The sequence below is a fragment of the Paenibacillus sp. FSL H7-0716 genome (assembly GCF_038002705.1).
Taxonomy (GTDB): domain Bacteria; phylum Bacillota; class Bacilli; order Paenibacillales; family Paenibacillaceae; genus Paenibacillus_AQ; species Paenibacillus_AQ odorifer.
In genome coordinates this window covers 36,635-54,816 of record NZ_JBBODA010000025.1, presented here as the reverse complement: position 1 = coordinate 54,816, position 18,182 = coordinate 36,635, and the positions used below count along the sequence as shown (strand labels likewise).

Genomic DNA, 18,182 nt, shown 5'->3' with positions numbered 1-18,182 from the left:
TATACCCACAAAAAAATGAGAGACCTCTCAAAAGTTCAATGAACTTATGAAAGGTCTCTCATTTTTGTACTATGTGGTCAAATGGTGTTTCCTCTCAAGGAAACTCATCATCGAATTGCTTCGATAATGATTTCCTTACATCATGCCGCCCATTCCACCCATGCCGCCCATATCTGGCATGCCGCCGCCTTTTTCAGGCTCAGGCTTGTCAGCGATAACAGCTTCAGTAGTCAAGAACATAGCCGCTACGGATGCAGCATTTTGCAGCGCGGAACGAGTTACTTTAGCAGGGTCAACGATACCCGCTTCGAACATGTTCACCCATTCACCAGTAGCAGCGTTGTAGCCGATACCTACTGCTTCTTTTTTCAAGCGGTCCACGATTACGGAACCTTCTTGACCAGCGTTAGCTGCGATGGTGCGAATTGGCTCTTCCAACGCGCGAAGCACGATGTTAACGCCAGTTTTTTCGTCGCCAGTTACGTCTACAGCAGCAACAGCGTTATATACGTTCACAAGAGCTGTACCCCCACCGGATACGATACCTTCTTCAACCGCTGCGCGTGTTGCGTTCAGGGCATCTTCGATGCGAAGTTTGCGCTCTTTAAGTTCTGTTTCAGTTGCAGCGCCAACTTTGACAACGGCTACGCCGCCAGCCAATTTAGCCAGACGCTCTTGCAATTTCTCTTTGTCGAACTCGGAAGTTGTTTCTTCCAGTTGAGCACGGATTTGGCTTACGCGTGCATTGATGTCCGCTTTGTCGCCGCTTCCGTCTACGATTGTTGTGTTTTCTTTAGTTACGCGTACTTGACGTGCGTTACCCAGTTGTTCAATGGAAGTGCTCTTCAGATCAAGACCGAGCTTCTCAGTGATCACTTGGCCACCAGTCAGGGCAGCGATATCTTGCAGCATAGCTTCGCGGCGGTCGCCAAAGCCAGGAGCTTTAACAGCAACAGCGTTGAATGTTCCACGCAGTTTGTTCACGATCAGCATAGCTTGTGCTTCGCCTTCGATATCTTCAGCGATAATAACAAGCGGTCTAGCTTGTTGAACGATTTTTTCAAGCAATGGAAGGATTTCTTGAGTGCTGCTGATTTTTTTATCAGTGATCAAGATGTATGGATTCTCCAAAACAGCTTCCATTTTGTCTGTATCAGTAATCATGTATGGGGAAATGTAACCACGGTCGAATTGCATACCTTCTACTACTTCAAGCTCAGTAGCGAATCCACGGGATTCTTCAACAGTGATAACACCGTCTTTACCTACTTTTTCCATAGCTTCAGCGATCAATTGACCTACTTCATCGTCAGCAGCAGAGATAGCAGCTACTTGAGCGATAGCTTGAGAATCTTCGATAGGCTTAGCGATTTTTTGCAATTCTTCAACAGCTGCACGAACCGCTTTGTCGATACCTTTGCGGATAACCATTGGGTTAGCACCAGCAGTTACGTTCTTCAGACCTTCGCGGATCATAGCTTGAGCCAGAACCGTTGCAGTTGTAGTACCGTCACCGGCTACATCATTAGTCTTAGTAGCAACTTCTTTAACCAGTTGAGCACCCATGTTCTCGAATGCATCTTCAAGTTCGATTTCTTTAGCGATCGTTACACCATCGTTAGTGATGAGTGGGCTACCAAATTTCTTCTCAAGCACCACGTTGCGGCCTTTTGGTCCAAGTGTAACTTTTACCGCGTTTGCCAGAGCATCTACACCACGAAGCATAGAGCGGCGAGCTTCTTCACTGAATTTAATTTCTTTAGCCATTGTGTAATTACCTCCTAGAATTTTTTGTATATCATATTACTTTAAGTAGTTTAGATTTCGCTTATGATCGACTCTTGCTTAGTCAAGAATCGCGTGAATGTCGCTTTCTTTCATAATCAAATATTCTTTACCTTCATATTTGATTTCTGTACCTGCATATTTTGAGAAAAGAACACGGTCGCCTTCTTTAACTTCAAGCGCTACACGTACTCCATCTTTCAAAGCTCCGCTGCCTACTGCAATAATAGTTCCTTCTTGTGGCTTTTCTTTCGAGGAGTCCGGAAGCACAATCCCGAATGAAGTTGTTTCCTCCTGCTCGCTCGGTAGCACCAATACGCGTTCACCTAATGGTTTGATCATGAAAAAATAGCCTCCTTTAAAATTATGTTATTTTGCTTCAAAACATAGTTTAGAACTTACCGGTCAAACTTAGAATTCTGTGATGTTCTTGAAAAATATCAATGGAACCCTGCTAATCTCCAGCCCATCTCCTATTTTTCAAGAGCGTTAGCACTCAACAGCGTGCAGTGCTAACAACAATTTTTATGATACTCAACTTGAGCCCGGATTTCAAGTCTTTTTACACAAATTCGTATTAGTTTTCGCAAAAAAATACGTTTCACTGCTTGTCCAAGCACACACTCTATTACATTGTATCCACGGGTTTTGAAAATATGCGTAGGATTCCAGCGCCTTCCTCTCACCCCTTATAGATATGAACGTTGCTAGAATGGTTAAACCATTGCATCTAATGATCCTGATCGATCGATAACAATTACTTATTAAGTGTATTCAATCCAACTAATGAAATCAACTTATAGCAAAAAGCTGCCACATTCGTAGAAAATCTACTAAGCGGCAGCCTCTCTCCTCACTCCTGCTTCTGAACATAGCGTTCATCCCGTGCCGCGTCCGCAGCAAGTTGCTTGCGATAGACAAATGCAGATAAAAATACACTGAACTCATACAAAATGAGCAGTGGAATCGTCACTAGAAAGTCTGAGATAAAATCCGGGGGCGTGATAACTACAGCAATAAAAACAAGCGTGAAATAGGCGTACCGACGCATTTTACGCAAGCGTAGCGGGTTGAGAACTCTTAGTTTGGTCAGAAACATCACCAGCAATGGAAGTTCAAACAGCAAGGCCAGCGGCAATACCAGGCTGAACATGAAGTTAAAATACTGTGCAATCCCGTAGGTCTCTTCCAGTCCCATGCTTCTGGTAATTGAGATCGTGAACGAAAGTGCCATTGGAAAAACAATATAATAAGCAAAAGAAAGACCGATAAGGAAAAGAATAAACACATAGGGAACATAACGAAGTGTCGCACTCCGCTCCTCCGGCCGCAGGCCCGGACTGATAAATGCCCACAGCTGGTAGGCAATAAACGGGACAGAAATCACTAGCGAAACGGCCATCGCGATCTTCATGTACATCCCAATGCCATCCCAGAATGAGAATGCATGCAGAACAAAACCTTGCGCCAGGTCCGTGCTAATCAAATAATCGTAAATGGGCTTTGCACAAAATAATCCGCCTATTAATCCAAGGACAAATACGATTAACACATAAATAATCCGTTTGCGCAGCTCGGTGAGATGATCCACCACCGACATTTCTTCCGATTTCAGAGACATCCAGACACCATCCCATGACAAGAGTAAAAAAGATAACACTAACTTTCTTCAAAGCAGTGTCCGTTGCTGCGGAAAGCAAAGAAAAAGGGGCGTCTCCTCAAGTCTAGTAGACTCCTGAGATTGCCCCATTGAAAGATCTTCTATTATTCCGGCAGGCGTTTGTCCTGAGGAATATCTGCAGCGACCGTTTGCGGGGCCGTCGGCACAGGAGCTTCGCTCTTCTTCACCGGTTCATTATCCCCGATGATTTCACGCGCGCCTTCCTTAAATTCACGGAAGGTTCGTCCAACTGCACGGCCTAGCTCTGGCAGTTTATTTGGGCCAAAGAGCAGAAGTGCCAGTATGACCAACAAAATAATACCAGGAGTACCAATTCCACTAAACATTATTATTCCTCCTTGTCCACCTGTCCGTTCATGGTATCGTTTACTTTAATTTAATAATACCATAACTTATGTCACAGTTACATCCACTTTCTTCTATAAATAGATTATCATTGTGACGTGACAAGAAGATGACAAAGGGTTATTGGCGGTATTGGCCAGTTACCATGAGTAGTGCTTCCGGTAATTGATCCATAATAGCTGCCAGATTCTCATGAACACCCTTCGGCGTTCCAGGTAAATTGACAATCAACGTGCGACCGCGAATGCCGCATATCCCACGAAAAAGCATAGCTGCACGGTTTTTTTGCATCACTGTGCTGCGCATAGCTTCTGAGAGCCCAGGCACTTCCCGTTCTACCACTCGCCGAGTAGCATCCGGGGTCACATCACGAATTGCCAGATCTGTGCCTCCGGTGGTCAGTACCAAATCTGCCTGAAAATAGTCCGTCAGTTCAATCAAGGCTGCGATAATCTCATCTTGTTCATCGGGAACGATTCGATATTCAATGATCTCGCCACCTAGTTCCTCTTCCACCAGCTCCCGAATAACCTGGGCGCTCGTGTCTTCCCGTTCGCCCCTGGCCCCTTTATCACTGGCCGTTAGGATTGCTGTCTTCCACGCCATAGGTTTGTCCTTCCTCTCTATATGTATAGTTGGCTGTACAGTTCAGCCTGCTCGCATCAGCGCTTCGAACAAAAGCAGCTGATACTTATTTGAGCGCATAATCTCCGTTCTTGCCCCCGCTCTTAGATACCAGAAGCGTCGGTCCGATAATCATATCCTTCTGAATAGCCTTACACATGTCGTACACCGTTAGTGCTGAGGCAGAAACAGCGGTTAAGGCCTCCATCTCTACTCCGGTTTTTCCTGTAGTATGGACTGTTGCTTCTATATAAAGTTCATCTTCGCTGTTATCGGAGAAGCTGATATCAATACCGGTAAGTGGCAGCGGGTGGCACATCGGAATCCAGTCTGACGTCTTCTTAGCCGCCATAATCCCGGCGATCTGCGCAACAGCAAGGACATCACCTTTGCTGATCTTGCCACTCTTAATGGCGCTCAGCGTTCCAGCAGCCATCTTGATCATACTCCGCGCGACAGCTGTCCGCTTCGTGATCTCCTTCTCACTCACATCCACCATACGAGCTCTTCCCTGCTCGTTGAAATGGGTCAATTCCATGGCTCACTCTCCTTTTCGGCAGTGCACTATACCATTTTCAGTAATCAGCATGTCCATTAAAGCGTCATGCTCATCCATCGGCACCCTTGGAACCAACTGCATGCCGTAAGCTAACCCGATCCATATCGGGGGCTGAGCGCTAACGTACCCGGCTTTCTCCCAAGACGCGCGTAGCCGGTCATAGTATCCTCGACCGTAGCCAAGTCTGCCGCCCTGAAGATCAAATGCTAGCCCTGGTACGAACACAACAGCAGGTAGCTTAATCTCTTCAATCTCTAATAAATCTCTGCTGGAGACAACAGGTTCATGGATACCATAAGCCCCCGGCTCTAAATCGCTCCATGCATTCACCGCGTGGACACTCATTTCACCGCTTGCTGGAATTACACGCGGCAACAGCACCTTACGCTGATCTTTCCACGCCTGTGTGATAAGTGGGCGGGTATCAAGCTCTGAACGAAAAGACACATAGGCCATTAGTGAAGTTATACCCTTCGTCTCCAGCCACTCCAATGCATAGTGGCAGACTTCAGATGATAGTTTACTTCTCTGGTCCGAAGACAGCTCGTTTCGGGCGATGGTCTTCTCCGCTCGTAATTGTTGCTTTACTTTGGAGATCTCCGACTCCTCGCTGGACATTGTCGGCCTCCCCCTCTTATTCATCCCTAGCTTATCCTTGTTTGTAAATCCAGTTTACCACTCTTCTCCCCGGTTCGCCAAGGTGGATAGAACTGTGTTATCGGACTAGGTCGTTATTCCCTCCTTACATTAGATCGAACCCTCGCTTGGGAAACGCTTTTCATGTAAACTATAGAATAAGTTGTTCATACGGCTGAGGGATAAATACCAAGGCGAAATATGCAAGGGTGGAGGTTTCATCGTTATGCTTCTTCAAGCGACAGGAATTACTAAATCATATGGTATACAGAACGTACTGGATGGCATAAGCCTACAGGTAAATGAAAAGGAACGTGTCGGGCTAGTGGGTGTGAATGGTGCCGGCAAATCAACTTTTCTACAAATTCTGGCCGGTGAGATGTCTTATGACAGCGGTCAAATTCATAAATCAAAAGAAACAACAATCGGATATTTAGCTCAGAATAGCGGACTTCAATCTGACAAAACCATTCATGAAGAAATGATGGCGGTCTTCGCTCCGCTGATCGAAGCCGAAACTGAGCTGAGAGAGTTAGAAGTGAGTATTGCTGATCCCAAGCTCGCGGAAGACCCCAAGCGGTACGAAGAACTGCTTGAACGGTATGCGCGGCGCTCGGATTGGTTCAAGGACCACGGCGGCTATGAAATGAATACACGGATTCGCAGTGTCCTACACGGTATGGGCTTCAGTGATTTCCCACCAGATACACCCATTTCTACCCTTAGTGGAGGCCAAAAGACCCGGCTCGCGCTGGCCCGTATTTTGCTTCAGGCTCCAGATCTTCTGATGCTGGATGAGCCTACTAACCATCTGGATATCGAAACGTTAACGTGGCTGGAGGATTACCTCCGCAGCTATGCTGGCGGGATTCTGGTTGTATCCCATGACCGTTATTTCCTAGACCGGCTCGTGACCACTATTGTAGAGATCGAGCGGCACCAGTCCCGGCGTTATACGGGTAACTACAGTCGTTATGTAGATTTGAAGGCTGCCGAATATGAAGCACGGATGAAGCAATATGAGAAGCAACAGGATGAAATTTCTCGAATGGAGGATTTCGTTCAGAAAAATATTGTCCGGGCTTCCACCACAAAACGTGCGCAGAGCAGACGCAAAGCGCTTGAGAAGATGGATCGTCTAGATCGTCCAATGGGCGATCTGAAGAAAGCTAGCTTCTCCTTTGAGCCAGACTTCATGTCTGGAAAAGAGGTGCTTCAAGTGCGTAATGTTGCGGTTGCCTTTAATGAAGGTTCACCTTTATTCAAGGACGCTTCTTTTGAGCTTCGTCGCGGGGAGACTGCTGCCCTGATCGGTCCCAATGGTATCGGTAAATCCACACTGCTGCAGTGTATGACCGGAACCCGTGAGCCTTCTGCTGGAACGGTGAATTGGGGCACTAAAGTAAAAATTGCTTATTATGATCAGGAACAGACCCGCCTTAATCCACAAAATACGGTTATGGAAGAACTGTGGAGTGAATATCCAATGATCGAGGAAGCCAGAATTCGTACGATCCTTGGTAATTTCCTTTTTAGCGGAGAGGATGTTCTTAAGAAGATTTCCGCACTCAGCGGCGGCGAAAAAGCTCGGGTTTCGTTATCTAAACTAATGCTCCGCGGTGCAAATATGCTAATTCTCGATGAACCTACCAACCATTTGGATCTGGTCAGCCGTGAGGTTCTGGAATCTGCTTTAATTGATTTCGAAGGCACCCTGCTGTTCATCTCCCATGACCGTTATTTTTTGAACAAGATGGCTGAAAGGGTACTGGAGCTGCATCCCGAAGGGATCGACCAATACCTCGGCAACTACGATGACTATGTCGAGAAGAAACGAGAATTAGAAGAGATTGCAAAAGATGCCGCTGAACTAGCTACTAAAAACGTCAATAAGGACGCTGCTGTACCTGAAAAAAGCGCTGTAACCTCTTTTGAAGCAGACAAGCAGGCTAAGCGTGAAGAGCGTAACCGCAAACGGCGTATCGCAGAGCTTGAGGAGAACATCGCCTCACTTGAAGAATCAATCGTATTTATAGAGCATGAAATGACTAAACCTGAAGTTTATCAGGATTATTTAGCACTTCAAGGTTATGAAGAGGACCTGAAGAACAAAAAATCTCAGCTGACAGATTTCTTTAGCGAATGGGAAATCCTTGCTGACGAATAATGTAAATCCTCCTTATAAATATTTTTTCATCGTTCTAGATTTGTTCATAAATAGTTATCCACAGCTCTATACACAGGTTTCGTGTATAACTCCCTACTTCAAAAGACCCTTCGGGGTCTTTTTTATGCGTTAAATCGGTATTTTCAAAGAAAAGGAATTATTATCCACGGATTTATCCACATTATCCACAATTCTCACAGTGTTTCATTGCTAACAAAATTGTTTATTAGAGCATTTTGAAAAAAGCCGTTATTGCTGATTTTACGCACTTTTTACACAACTCAGGCAGAATATGTGGATAACGTTGTCCACAACTTGACAAAAGACGTAACCCCATTTTACAAAACTGATTTTCTGCTAAAAAAGAACCCGCTATCTCCTAAACTGACAGCGGGCACGTCGTATTTTAGACAATCTGTGTAGAGAGCAGGGCAGCATTACAGGCTGCGATATAAGCGATGCCTGCCGCCATAATTATATCTTGATGAGTGGCTGTGCCTCTGAATTTAAGGCCCTCCCACTCCACCATCACCGCTGCTTCTGCTTGCGCATTCTCTCCGCTTCCGAGCGAATGAAGCTCGAGTCCTGCAAAGTCAATCTCCTCAGCAATCCCTTGCCCAATAGCAGCGATAATCGCTTCAAGAGGACCTTCACCAGTGCTGGTATGTGACGTTTCCCGGCCAGTCTGCAGATGGCGTACCGTAACTGCAGCTACACGGCGCTGGGCACTGCCCGCCAATACCTGAACCTCACCCAACTCATAGACCTGAGCTTGTTGTCCAGTTGTACTGCTTACCATTTGCAGCAGCTGGTCATCACTTACGACCTTTTGACGGTCAGCGGTCTCTTTAAAGGACTCATAAAGTGCATCCAACTCCGCAGGCTCCAGCGTTATTCCATACTTCGCAGCCCGATCCTTCAGCGCATGTCTGCCAGAATGTTTGCCCAGAATGATCATGCTGCGGGGGATGCCCAGCCGTTCGGGATCCATAATCTCATAGGTACTACGATCCTTGAGCAGGCCATCCTGATGAATCCCGGATTCATGCTGGAAGGCATTTCTTCCGACGACCGGCTTGTTATAGGCGATTGGGAAATGCATCGCTCCACTAATCAGCCGTGAAGTATCATACAGTTTATCGAGCACGATGCCTGTTTCTGCACCAATTGCATCGCCGCGGGTTTCGAGTGCCATAACAAGCTCTTCCAGTGCGCAGTTCCCAGTGCGCTCGCCTACACCATTCACGGTGACTTCTATCTGAGTCGCCCCTCCATCAATCGCTGCCAGACTGTTAGCTACAGCCAGCCCCAAGTCATTATGACAGTGGGCACTATAGCTAACCTTGCCGCCGCCTCTTGCTCCCTGCCGCACTCTCCGGAACATCTCGCCATATTCATGTGGCAATGCGTATCCTACTGTATCCGGCAGGTTAATAATGGAGGCCCCTTCCTCTATAACTGCTTCAACCATTTCAATCAGATCATCAATCCCTGTCCGCGCAGCGTCCATGGCCGTGAATTCAACTACATCACAGAATTGTCGCGCATAAGCCGTCATCTCGCGCGCTTTAGCTACGACTTCAGCTCTGCTCATACGCAGTTGATGCTGCAAATGAATATCAGAAGAGGAGATGAACAAGTGAATCCGCCGACGTTCAGCGTCTTGAGTGGCCCGGACTGCAGCATCGATGTCTCCTTTTACGGCCCGCGCGAAACCACAAATCTCCACGTTGCGCACCTTACGCGAAATCGTCTGCACCGCTGCAAAATCTCCAGGACTCGATACCGGGAACCCCGGCTCCATTACATCAACACCCAGATCAGCGAGCTTATAGGCCAACAATATTTTTTGTTCAGGAGTCAGACTAGCCCCAGGGGCCTGCTCACCGTCACGCAGGGTCGTATCGAAAATTTGAATACGTTTCTTAACTGGAATAATCATCTGAATTCCTCCTAGTTTTGTTTTCATGTAATTGGATGCCTTATCTCTATCCTATGCTTCGGCGCAGAACCACACGTCGACTTGCGGTTCTGCTCATTTCCCACCCACTGCTGCCGGCAGCTGAAACAAATGAATCTCTGCACAATGTGCAGAGTGTTCACTTTTGGCGTTTTATGTAGCGATGAGTCCATTCCCCGGACTTTTTCTACAAGAACGCAAAAACCCGCCGTCTCTAATAAAGAGACGGCGGGTTACCCCTCCGCGGTACCACTCTTTTTGACGCATCGGCTGTCTTAATAACAAGCCTTAAAGCTGCGTCCAGCTCTTCTTCCCGGTTCAAGCTGGCATGCCAGCTTAAATCCGGAAAGGTCCGATAACGAGGACAGCCGTAGGCAGCGTACTCTTGTTCCGCCGCTCCGCTCCCGGGCGAGCTTCAAGAAATCCGGTGACTGCGTCGCACCAACCCGCAGCTCTCTGTTCACCGTCAAACTCTACTACTCCCGTTCTTAGCGTGTATTATATAAATTATTCACCACTCTAAATCCATACAAAAAAGCCTGCCATCTCATTCAAGAGACGACAGGCTGTTAACCTTCGCGGTACCACTCTTGTTGATGCTCTGTATCAGCTAAGTTCCTGCCGATTCCAATTGAACATCCACTCTACGGTCCAGTATGTTAGGTACTAGACCACCCTATCACGGAGGTTACCCGTAAACGATGTACAAACGTTCCGGCGACAATTGCCAGTAATGCTTCCACCGCTCCGCTCCCAGACGAGTTCAGGACTCCTTCGACTGCGTTGCACCTACCCGCAGTTCTCTTATCCCAGAGTATCCTTACTACTTCCGCTCATCGCGTTTGCCTTGTTTAATTGAACTGATTATACTCGTTAGCTCCAAATGATGTCAATAGGCAGATACAGACCATTGTTCCAGTGAGAATCCAGGGTCAGCAACCATATCCAGCGGTATTCCTCCGTCATGCTGCCACTTCACGTATGCAGCCGCTCCAATCATCGCCGCATTATCCGTGCAATACACCGGTGGAGGAATAATAAGTTCAATGCCCTCCGTTTCACAGCGTGAAATTAATGCCGAGCGGAGTCCGCCATTAGCAGCGACTCCCCCACAGAGCAATAACTGTCTGGAGTTAGTGGCTTTAACGGCACGTACCGCCTTTTCCACCAGTACTTCTACTACGGATTCTTGGAACCCCCGGGCAATACCTGCCACATTGGGTTCAAGACCTTTCATTTTGCTCTGATTCACCACATTCAGCACCGCCGATTTTAGACCGCTGAAACTGAAATCATAAGAGTTCGGCTCCAGCCATACCCGCGGCAATGCAACAACTTCCGTTGCTTCGCGTGCGAGGCGATCTACATGGGGTCCGCCGGGATAAGGGAACCCTAGCGCCCGAGCCACTTTATCATAGGCCTCACCTACAGCATCATCACGCGTACGGCCGATAATTCGAAATTCACCCTCACGCTCCATATGAACCAGTTCAGTATGTCCACCTGACACCACTAGTGTCATACAAGGATACTGCAACTCTGCAACTAGGCGGTTAGCATAGATGTGGCCTGCAATATGATGCGTGCCAATTAACGGCTTGCCCCATGCAAGAGCAAGGCTTTTAGCTGCTACTACCCCGACCAGTAAAGCTCCCACCAAACCCGGGCCTTGAGTCACCGCTACCGCAGTCAATTGTTCGGGTGTAACGCCTGCCTTGGCGAGCGCTTCCTCGATTACGAGCGTAATTACCTCCACATGTTTACGGGAAGCCACTTCTGGCACCACGCCACCAAAAGCACGATGTGTCTCTATTTGACTCGAGATGATGTTGGATAACACTTCTGATCCGTTTTTGACCACGGCCACCGAGGTTTCATCACAACTGGTCTCTATAGCAAGTATTAGTACAGGTTGAGCTGCGCCCGTTTCTGTCTTCATTTCAAGTCCACGCTTCCTTCCAAATAGCCATGCTCCTTATACTCCGGTAGATCCGCCCACATAATGAGTGCATCCTCGCGATTATCGGAATAATATCCTTTGCGCGTACCGGCAGAACGAAAGCCTTTTTTACGATATAAATTCTGAGCTACCTCGTTGGATACCCGCACCTCAAGCGTAATAGATTTCATGCCTACGTAAGAGGCAGTATTCATTAACTCCTCCAACAGGCGCTCCCCCCATTTACGTCCACGATAAGCTTCGAGTAAGGCAATATTCGTCACATGCGCCTCATCCACGATAGCCCACATTCCAGCATAGCCAATGATATGACCCGCCAGCTCCATGACCATGTATTTAGCAAAATGATTATGCGTCAGCTCATTCCGGAAAGCTTCCTCCGTCCACGGCATGGTAAAGGCTTCGCGCTCAATAATAAGAATGTCCGGAATATCCTCCAGCTTCATCAGACGAAAAACAAGGTCAGCCTCTTGTGCTCTCAATGATTCCACTTCCGTCATCGTTTTAAGCCTCCTTTACTACTTAACCGCAGATTGGCCTCCGCTTCCGAAATCTGAGTATAGTTAGGGATCAAGCTATGAATATCATCATTCTCTACTTGCAGCCGGGCTTCACCAAGGAAGCCTGTCCAGCGGCCCTCCAGCTCATATGGAACAGCTACAGAAGTGCCGAGTTCCGCCAGTGGATGTAGTGATTCTTCGCTGCCATGTACAGCGGTTTCTCCAACAAACCATAGAATAGCTGGTTTAGTTCCTTCAGCTGAAGCCTGTTGTAAACGTTCTGCCAAGTACTCCACCCAGTCAGCCATCAACCGGATGGCATCTGGTTCAAGGCGGCTAAGAGAACTATTCCCATCCGCTGCGAATAATCCTGTGTAGACCTGTCCCCGACGCGCATCCATCAGTGGAATGATCCAGTCTGGACCGTAGCCACTGTTCGCAGTGGCTTGTCCTGACTCTGCTGTCGTCTTATTCTTAAGGGCTGTTTCATGCCCACCCCATGCCACAGCATGCAGGCTCGAAATACCAACTACCGGGACATTCCATGCCCAAGCCAGTGTTTTGGCAGCGGTAACCGCGATCCGTGTTCCCGTATAAGATCCCGGGCCCACACCAACCGCAATCCCGCCCAGATTAGCAACGTTTGTTCCCGAAGCTTGCAGCGCCTGCTCTATAATCGGCAGCAAATGCACCGAATGATTCCGTTCACCGGAAGCATTAATTTCATGCAATAATTCTCCATTCTCGGTCACTGCAACCCCCAATACGGCAGTTGATGTATCCAGCGCTAAAAGCCGCTTGCGCGGCTCAGTATTCTCGTTCGTCATTTTTATTAACCCCACTTCTGGATCAGCTCCCGGCAAAGCTCACCATAAGGCTCCCCGATTCCGGTCACCGTAATGATTCGTTCCTCCGGTCCAACTGTTTCCATGTATATATGCATATGCCGCGGCGGCATCAACTCCGTAATAATACTGCTCCATTCTACCAAACAAACACCCTGACCATAGAAATACTCATCCAATCCAAGCTCATCTGCTTCCTGAAGTGAAATCCGATATACATCCATATGATATAACGGCAGACGACCTTCGTACTCTTTAATAATAGTAAAAGTAGGACTGTTTACGATCCCTTTCACTCCAAGATGGCGAGCGTAACCTTGCGAGAAGGCCGTTTTTCCTGCGCCTAGATCACCGTCCAAACCGATAACCATGCCTGCCGTTGAAGCAGCAGCTATTGCACTTGCCAGTTGCTCCGTATCCTGCAGATTGTAAGAACGGTAAGTGAACACCGTTTCGACTGTTTTGTCCAACTACAACTACCACCTTTTAAAATATACCTGTCGAAAACCATTACATTCAATTATATCGGTATGGTCCATCCACCGCAACAACTGTCCCTGCCCATTGTTTAAGCCGAAGGAGGTAAAGCCCTCTTCTTCACTTGCGTGGTTAAGCAGATTTCGATAATGAACGCTGTGAGATTGGGTGGCTTCGACTGCCGCTAATCCGCTCATGCTGCTCCTTACCATATCTGTAGCCTGAAAGAATAATACTGTCGCAATAACTCCTGAACACAGCGCAACAATAATGGACTGTCCTGCCTGACCCAATGTATTGCTTTAATTCTTACGCAAAAAAGAGACCTTTACGCAAACTTAAGCATAAAAAGTCTCTTTTTTTAAAAACTATAATTCAGCTTTAACGTAGGCTCTAAGTAGACCTTTGTTAGTGCTCTTGCTCTTCGAGTCGTTCAACACCCACAGTGTGCGTATTGGTTGGTCGAGAACCAACTTGTACCGTAGCCATTCCGTTCTCTTCATCCACATGTTCAATCCATACAGGCTCCCCATCCAAATGTACACTTACCGTTTCTTTAGAAGCATAAATATCCTGTGCCCGTTTGACGTCCACAACTGTTCTCCTCCTTTATCTTTCCTAAAGTTTACGATTCTAAGGGTGATGTATCTTCGAGGGTTCGTTCCGCATCCAGCTTTTCCGAATCGGATACCTGACTGGCCTCCGCGGGTGCAATAATGCTCTCCCAATCCACAACTGTGGCCGGAATATCCTGCTCGCTCAGCGCATCGCTCCATTCGTTATCTCTTGGTTCCATACCTTAGATTCTCCTCCTCAACTTCACAGGTCCGAGTTTATTTTTTCCCAAGCTTCTCAAAAAATGCACCCGGCTAGAAAAGCCTTTCCTGCCTCATACTAACCCAAAGCAAATCAACTTAGATCAGGAGGTGTTTCTCATGCATACCGTTTGGAAAGGAGCCATAAGCTTCGGGCTTGTGCATGTTCCGGTTAAAATGTTCTCCGCTACGGAAGACAAGGACATTTCTCTGCGTTATATCCATAAGGAATGTGGCAGCCCGCTGTCGTATGTACGCAAATGCCCGGTGTGTGACAAAGAGGTCGCTTGGGAAGAGATCGGTAAAGGATATGAGTATGAAAAAGGGAAGTTTGTTCTCTTCGACAAAGAGGAATTGGATCAACTATCCGACGAGACCAGTAAAAGCATCTCCATTCTCGACTTTGTTGACCTGACAGAAATCGATCCGATTTATTTTCAAAAAACCTATTATTTATCCCCGGATCAGGCAGGATCAAATGCTTATCGACTTCTTATGGAAGCCATGAAGCAGACAGGTAAAATTGGCATCGCCAAAATTTCAATCCGCTCAAAAAGCAGTCTGGCAGCGATCCGTGTGCTTGAGGATTGCCTTGCGATTGAGACCATTTTTTATCCCGATGAGGTGCGGCCGATCTCACAAGTGCCTGGTCTGCCCGAAGCAGGAACAGTGAACGATAAAGAGCTGGAAATGGCTAAGCTGCTGATCTCACAGTTATCCACTCCTTTTGATCCGGCAAAATATACCGATGATTATCGCCAGCGTATGCTTGATCTGATCTCACATAAAATTGCAGGCGAGGAATTTCATATCGCTCCTGCTAAACAGGAAAGCAATGTGATTGATCTAATGGCCGCCTTGCAGGCTAGTATTCAAGCTGTGCAGCATATTCCTTCAGACCCTGGTCCTTCATTAACAGGCAACACAAAAACCAAAACTAAAGCGGCTCCTGCTGCCAAAAGAAAAACAGTCAAGACCAAAACAACCGCCGCGGAACCTGCGGAGCAGCAAAACGAGGTCTCCGGGCCGGCTCCAGTCATCACGCCGAAACCGAAACGCCGCAGCACGAAAAGCAAAACAACCGTATCTTAGGAGGCTCTGCGGATGAAGCTTCAGCCCATTATTCCTTTTGAACCTATACTGGCTGGGCAGCTTCCAGCAGGTGACCAGTGGATCGCACAAATTAAATGGGACGGCGTACGGATGTTGTCCTATTACGATGGAAGCACTACTCAGCTTATTAACAGACGTGGCAATTACCGTACTACGCAATATCCAGAACTTACTGATGTATCTGCTTACTGCAAGGCTGACTCCGTTATTCTAGATGGTGAGATTATCGCGCTCAAGGACGGCAAACCCTCATTTCATGAGGTGATGCGGAGGGACAGTTTGAAAAATGGTTCCACTATTTCCGTCGTTAGGCATCAGGTTCCTGTCATTTATATGATTTTTGATATTCTGTTTTATAATGGCCAATCGACGATGGATCAACCATTATTCTTGCGGCAGCAGCTGTTAAGTGACATTCTGCTGCCGCATCCCCATGTTCAAGCTGTGCCAAGTTATACCGATCCTACAGAACTGTTCGCCGCCACTCAGAACCAGGGCTTGGAAGGGATCGTCTGCAAGGACGTCAACAGTACTTATGCTCCGGGCGGAAAAGATAAACGTTGGCAGAAACGCAAAATCAGTTCTGATATTACAGCTGTAGCCGGGGGTGTGACGTTCCGTGACGGTATCGTCAACGCGTTGCTTCTTGGTCTTTATGACGAAAAAGGAAATTTGCATTATATAGGACATGCCGGTCCGGGCAAATTGACTGTACAGGATAAACGCGACTTAACTGCGGAGGCACACAGCCTTAAACTGGATCGGATGCCCTTTGCAGATGTTCCACAGCGAGGCAAGGGTGCTTTTTGGATAAAGCCGGAGCTCGTCTTCAAAGTTCATTTTCTGGAATGGAACACCTCGGGCACTCTGCGTCAGCCTGTTACTCAAGCTAAAGTGGATCTTCCCCCGGAGGCATGCACAATGGAGCAAAAAGGATAAATTAATAAAGAAACGTCCTCCCAATCTGAAGTGGGAGGACGTTTCTTATTGCGCTGTAAGACTTGTTACAAGGGCCTCCAGCTCTGCCTTTGTCTGCGCGGTATTTTTTGTACTCGTAAGTGTATAATCGACACTTCCATCAGCACTGGACCATACCAGCTGGACTTTACGATCACCGTGATGAGGCCCGAAGACTGTGTAGACCGCCTCAACCCCGTTGATGGTCAAGCTCTCATCCTGATCCCCAGGCAGCTGGGCCAAAGTCACCCCTTCCGGTAGCGTGTATGCAGGTGCAGATCTTAAATTCACCCTCTCTCCATTTCGTAGATAGGTGATAGAGGTTTCTGTATTGCTCCACTTCAAGCTTTGCGAAATCACCTTTTTACCACCAGCTTGGGCTTTAGCTTTTAATTGATCCCTGAGGGTTTTATACTCTGAGCTAAAAAACATTGGAATCACTGGATTTAAAACGACATCCTGTAACTTATAATCCTCTGGTAGAGAAGTGGGTATCAGGAGTGACTTCCCGCTTAAGGAAAAAAACTTCTGCGCCGCTTCGTTTATAGAACTGAATCTATATGGCATATAGCTTATACTCAAGGTTTCATGTGGATTAGATTTCTTATCATTTACATACAGGACCTTAAGTTCGCCTGCTTGTAAGGGAACCGTATTTTCTTTGGCAATCAAAGCTTCAATCGTTGAAGATACGGGCGTATTCTGCTCAACGGGTGCGGTAGCTTTACTTTTATTATTACTCCCCGCAGGCACTGCGCCTGCTGTTCCACTCACCGCACCAATCAATACTAATAAGCTTAAGGCTGTAATCGCCGCGCTTTTCTTAATCGTCATTATAATATCCTCCTTTAGCCCCTTGGTTATTTGATCATGGTTTTAGCTACCGCCAGCATTTCAATTGTCGTCAGCGTACTGGCCCGATTGTCTGAAAGGGTATATTGTATCGTGCCTGAGTTATCCTGCCATACTAGTTTTGTGTTAAAGCTTGCGTCTTTAGCGGAATCAGTTGTAAGTACTACTTTCCTGCCGTTGACCGTTAATTCTTTCTTAGATTCCGAAGCTCTTACAAAAGGTACCGCTCCTTCCGGAAGTTTGGATGGCGGCGGCCCAGTTACAATGCTAAAATTGGCTTTTCCTTTGGCATACAGCTGCATAGACAAATTCGTCTGGTTCCAGCTGATGATTTTACTAAACAACTGTTTATTAGAATTACCAGCAACCGCTGCTGCCTTCAATTCCTGCTCTAGTTGCAAATACAGCTCTGAATCATTAGCTACAGCCGGTGGATAGATGATCGCTCTCGCCAGAGTGAAGCCTTTAGGAAGATTTCCGGGCTGCGGAATAGACGGACCCTTTAGCGCTTTAAACTTCGCAGCAAAGGATTTATAGTCTTTAAAAACAAACCCTTTGCCAGAGAAGCTGATCGTATCCTGTGGATTGGAGACTTTATCCCGTACGTAGTAGGCCAAAAGCGTACCTTCCTTCACTCCAGCTACGAGTGCCTGCAATTCCTTTTGGGTCTTCTGATCGGTTTGTGATGCAACCTGTGCTCCTGATGCCGCCGCAATTGTAGAAGACAAGCCGGGTACATCCACACCCCCGGCCACTCCTGTTCCCAGCAAGATTGCTGCAGAGAACGTGATAACTGTTTTTTTGAAATCATAATGGAGCTTCAATTTCTAACATCCTCTCCTTCAATAAGGTAAATTTATTTTCACCCCTGTTTTTTAACTACACTTCTATAACAATCCAACATTA

The 18,182-nt window shown here is 47.1% G+C and carries 19 protein-coding genes, 1 pseudogene and 1 other annotated feature; of the genes and pseudogenes, 3 read left to right on the top strand and 17 right to left on the bottom strand.

Annotated elements, in window-relative coordinates:
- Positions 1–135 precede the first annotated feature (135 nt).
- From groL to MHH60_RS24760, 7 genes are all read right to left on the bottom strand, one after another.
- Positions 136–1,767 (bottom strand): chaperonin GroEL, encoded by a 1,632-nt coding sequence (gene groL, locus MHH60_RS24790; protein ID WP_036676504.1) that lies wholly within the window; start codon positions 1,765–1,767, stop codon positions 136–138.
- A gap of 78 nt (positions 1,768–1,845) precedes the next feature.
- Positions 1,846–2,127 carry a co-chaperone GroES gene (groES, locus tag MHH60_RS24785; RefSeq protein WP_036676506.1) on the bottom strand — a complete coding sequence of 94 codons (282 nt, stop codon included), beginning with the start codon at positions 2,125–2,127 and terminating at the stop codon, positions 1,846–1,848.
- A 511-nt stretch (positions 2,128–2,638) separates the two neighbouring features.
- Positions 2,639–3,406, bottom strand: coding sequence for a twin-arginine translocase subunit TatC (gene tatC, locus MHH60_RS24780; protein WP_076099398.1), 768 nt, complete (start codon positions 3,404–3,406; stop codon positions 2,639–2,641).
- Between the two features lie 143 nt (positions 3,407–3,549).
- Entirely contained in the window at positions 3,550–3,792 is a 243-nt protein-coding gene (locus MHH60_RS24775) for a twin-arginine translocase TatA/TatE family subunit (RefSeq protein ID WP_036676510.1), read from the bottom strand.
- Positions 3,793–3,931: 139 nt separating this feature from the next.
- Positions 3,932–4,417 carry a MogA/MoaB family molybdenum cofactor biosynthesis protein gene (locus MHH60_RS24770; protein ID WP_036676512.1) on the bottom strand — a complete coding sequence of 162 codons (486 nt, stop codon included), beginning with the start codon at positions 4,415–4,417 and terminating at the stop codon, positions 3,932–3,934.
- Between the two features lie 85 nt (positions 4,418–4,502).
- Entirely contained in the window at positions 4,503–4,973 is a 471-nt protein-coding gene (gene moaC / locus MHH60_RS24765; RefSeq protein WP_076099399.1) for a cyclic pyranopterin monophosphate synthase MoaC, read from the bottom strand.
- 3 nt (positions 4,974–4,976) lie between these two features.
- The gene (locus MHH60_RS24760) at positions 4,977–5,612 is read right to left on the bottom strand and encodes a 5-formyltetrahydrofolate cyclo-ligase (protein WP_076137219.1); all 636 of its coding nucleotides are present in this window, start codon (positions 5,610–5,612) and stop codon (positions 4,977–4,979) included.
- Positions 5,613–5,856: 244 nt separating this feature from the next.
- On the opposite strand from MHH60_RS24760, the gene MHH60_RS24755 reads away from it, so the two are divergent.
- Entirely contained in the window at positions 5,857–7,797 is a 1,941-nt protein-coding gene (locus MHH60_RS24755; protein WP_076129226.1) for an ABC-F family ATP-binding cassette domain-containing protein, read from the top strand.
- A gap of 406 nt (positions 7,798–8,203) precedes the next feature.
- Here MHH60_RS24755 and MHH60_RS24750 read toward each other — a convergent pair whose 3' ends face one another.
- The 8 genes and pseudogenes from MHH60_RS24750 to MHH60_RS24715 form a co-directional block, all read right to left on the bottom strand.
- Complete coding sequence (locus MHH60_RS24750; protein WP_036676518.1) at positions 8,204–9,739, bottom strand: 2-isopropylmalate synthase; 1,536 nt, start codon at positions 9,737–9,739, stop codon at positions 8,204–8,206.
- Between the two features lie 236 nt (positions 9,740–9,975).
- Positions 9,976–10,256: a binding site (T-box leader), on the bottom strand.
- Between the two features lie 390 nt (positions 10,257–10,646).
- Positions 10,647–11,696 (bottom strand): tRNA (adenosine(37)-N6)-threonylcarbamoyltransferase complex transferase subunit TsaD, encoded by a 1,050-nt coding sequence (gene tsaD / locus MHH60_RS24745; protein ID WP_076099403.1) that lies wholly within the window; start codon positions 11,694–11,696, stop codon positions 10,647–10,649.
- Complete coding sequence (gene rimI, locus MHH60_RS24740) at positions 11,693–12,217, bottom strand: ribosomal protein S18-alanine N-acetyltransferase (RefSeq protein ID WP_036676521.1); 525 nt, start codon at positions 12,215–12,217, stop codon at positions 11,693–11,695. The genes tsaD and rimI overlap by 4 nt, the downstream gene beginning before the upstream one ends.
- Positions 12,214–13,044 carry a tRNA (adenosine(37)-N6)-threonylcarbamoyltransferase complex dimerization subunit type 1 TsaB gene (tsaB, locus tag MHH60_RS24735; protein WP_076137215.1) on the bottom strand — a complete coding sequence of 277 codons (831 nt, stop codon included), beginning with the start codon at positions 13,042–13,044 and terminating at the stop codon, positions 12,214–12,216. Before tsaB ends, rimI begins: the two co-directional genes overlap by 4 nt.
- Before the next feature lie 5 nt (positions 13,045–13,049).
- Positions 13,050–13,532, bottom strand: a complete 483-nt coding sequence (tsaE, locus tag MHH60_RS24730) for a tRNA (adenosine(37)-N6)-threonylcarbamoyltransferase complex ATPase subunit type 1 TsaE (protein WP_076137213.1) — start codon at positions 13,530–13,532, stop codon at positions 13,050–13,052.
- Between the two features lie 159 nt (positions 13,533–13,691).
- Positions 13,692–13,835: pseudogene (locus MHH60_RS24725) on the bottom strand (multidrug resistance efflux transporter family protein); the annotation flags it as partial.
- Between the two features lie 112 nt (positions 13,836–13,947).
- Positions 13,948–14,133, bottom strand: coding sequence for an H-type small acid-soluble spore protein (locus tag MHH60_RS24720; RefSeq protein WP_036676525.1), 186 nt, complete (start codon positions 14,131–14,133; stop codon positions 13,948–13,950).
- 31 nt (positions 14,134–14,164) lie between these two features.
- Positions 14,165–14,335 carry a hypothetical protein gene (locus tag MHH60_RS24715; protein WP_162636663.1) on the bottom strand — a complete coding sequence of 57 codons (171 nt, stop codon included), beginning with the start codon at positions 14,333–14,335 and terminating at the stop codon, positions 14,165–14,167.
- Between the two features lie 139 nt (positions 14,336–14,474).
- Between MHH60_RS24715 and ku the strand changes: the two genes are divergently transcribed.
- Positions 14,475–15,446, top strand: coding sequence for a non-homologous end joining protein Ku (ku, locus tag MHH60_RS24710; protein WP_076137211.1), 972 nt, complete (start codon positions 14,475–14,477; stop codon positions 15,444–15,446).
- 12 nt (positions 15,447–15,458) lie between these two features.
- Positions 15,459–16,406 carry an ATP-dependent DNA ligase gene (locus MHH60_RS24705; protein ID WP_076137209.1) on the top strand — a complete coding sequence of 316 codons (948 nt, stop codon included), beginning with the start codon at positions 15,459–15,461 and terminating at the stop codon, positions 16,404–16,406.
- Positions 16,407–16,451: 45 nt separating this feature from the next.
- Here the strand turns inward: MHH60_RS24705 and MHH60_RS24700 are convergent, their stop codons facing one another.
- Both MHH60_RS24700 and MHH60_RS24695 read right to left on the bottom strand, forming a co-directional pair.
- Positions 16,452–17,258 carry a hypothetical protein gene (locus MHH60_RS24700; RefSeq protein ID WP_076137207.1) on the bottom strand — a complete coding sequence of 269 codons (807 nt, stop codon included), beginning with the start codon at positions 17,256–17,258 and terminating at the stop codon, positions 16,452–16,454.
- Between the two features lie 26 nt (positions 17,259–17,284).
- Entirely contained in the window at positions 17,285–18,100 is an 816-nt protein-coding gene (locus tag MHH60_RS24695; RefSeq protein WP_076137206.1) for a hypothetical protein, read from the bottom strand.
- Positions 18,101–18,182 lie beyond the last annotated feature (82 nt).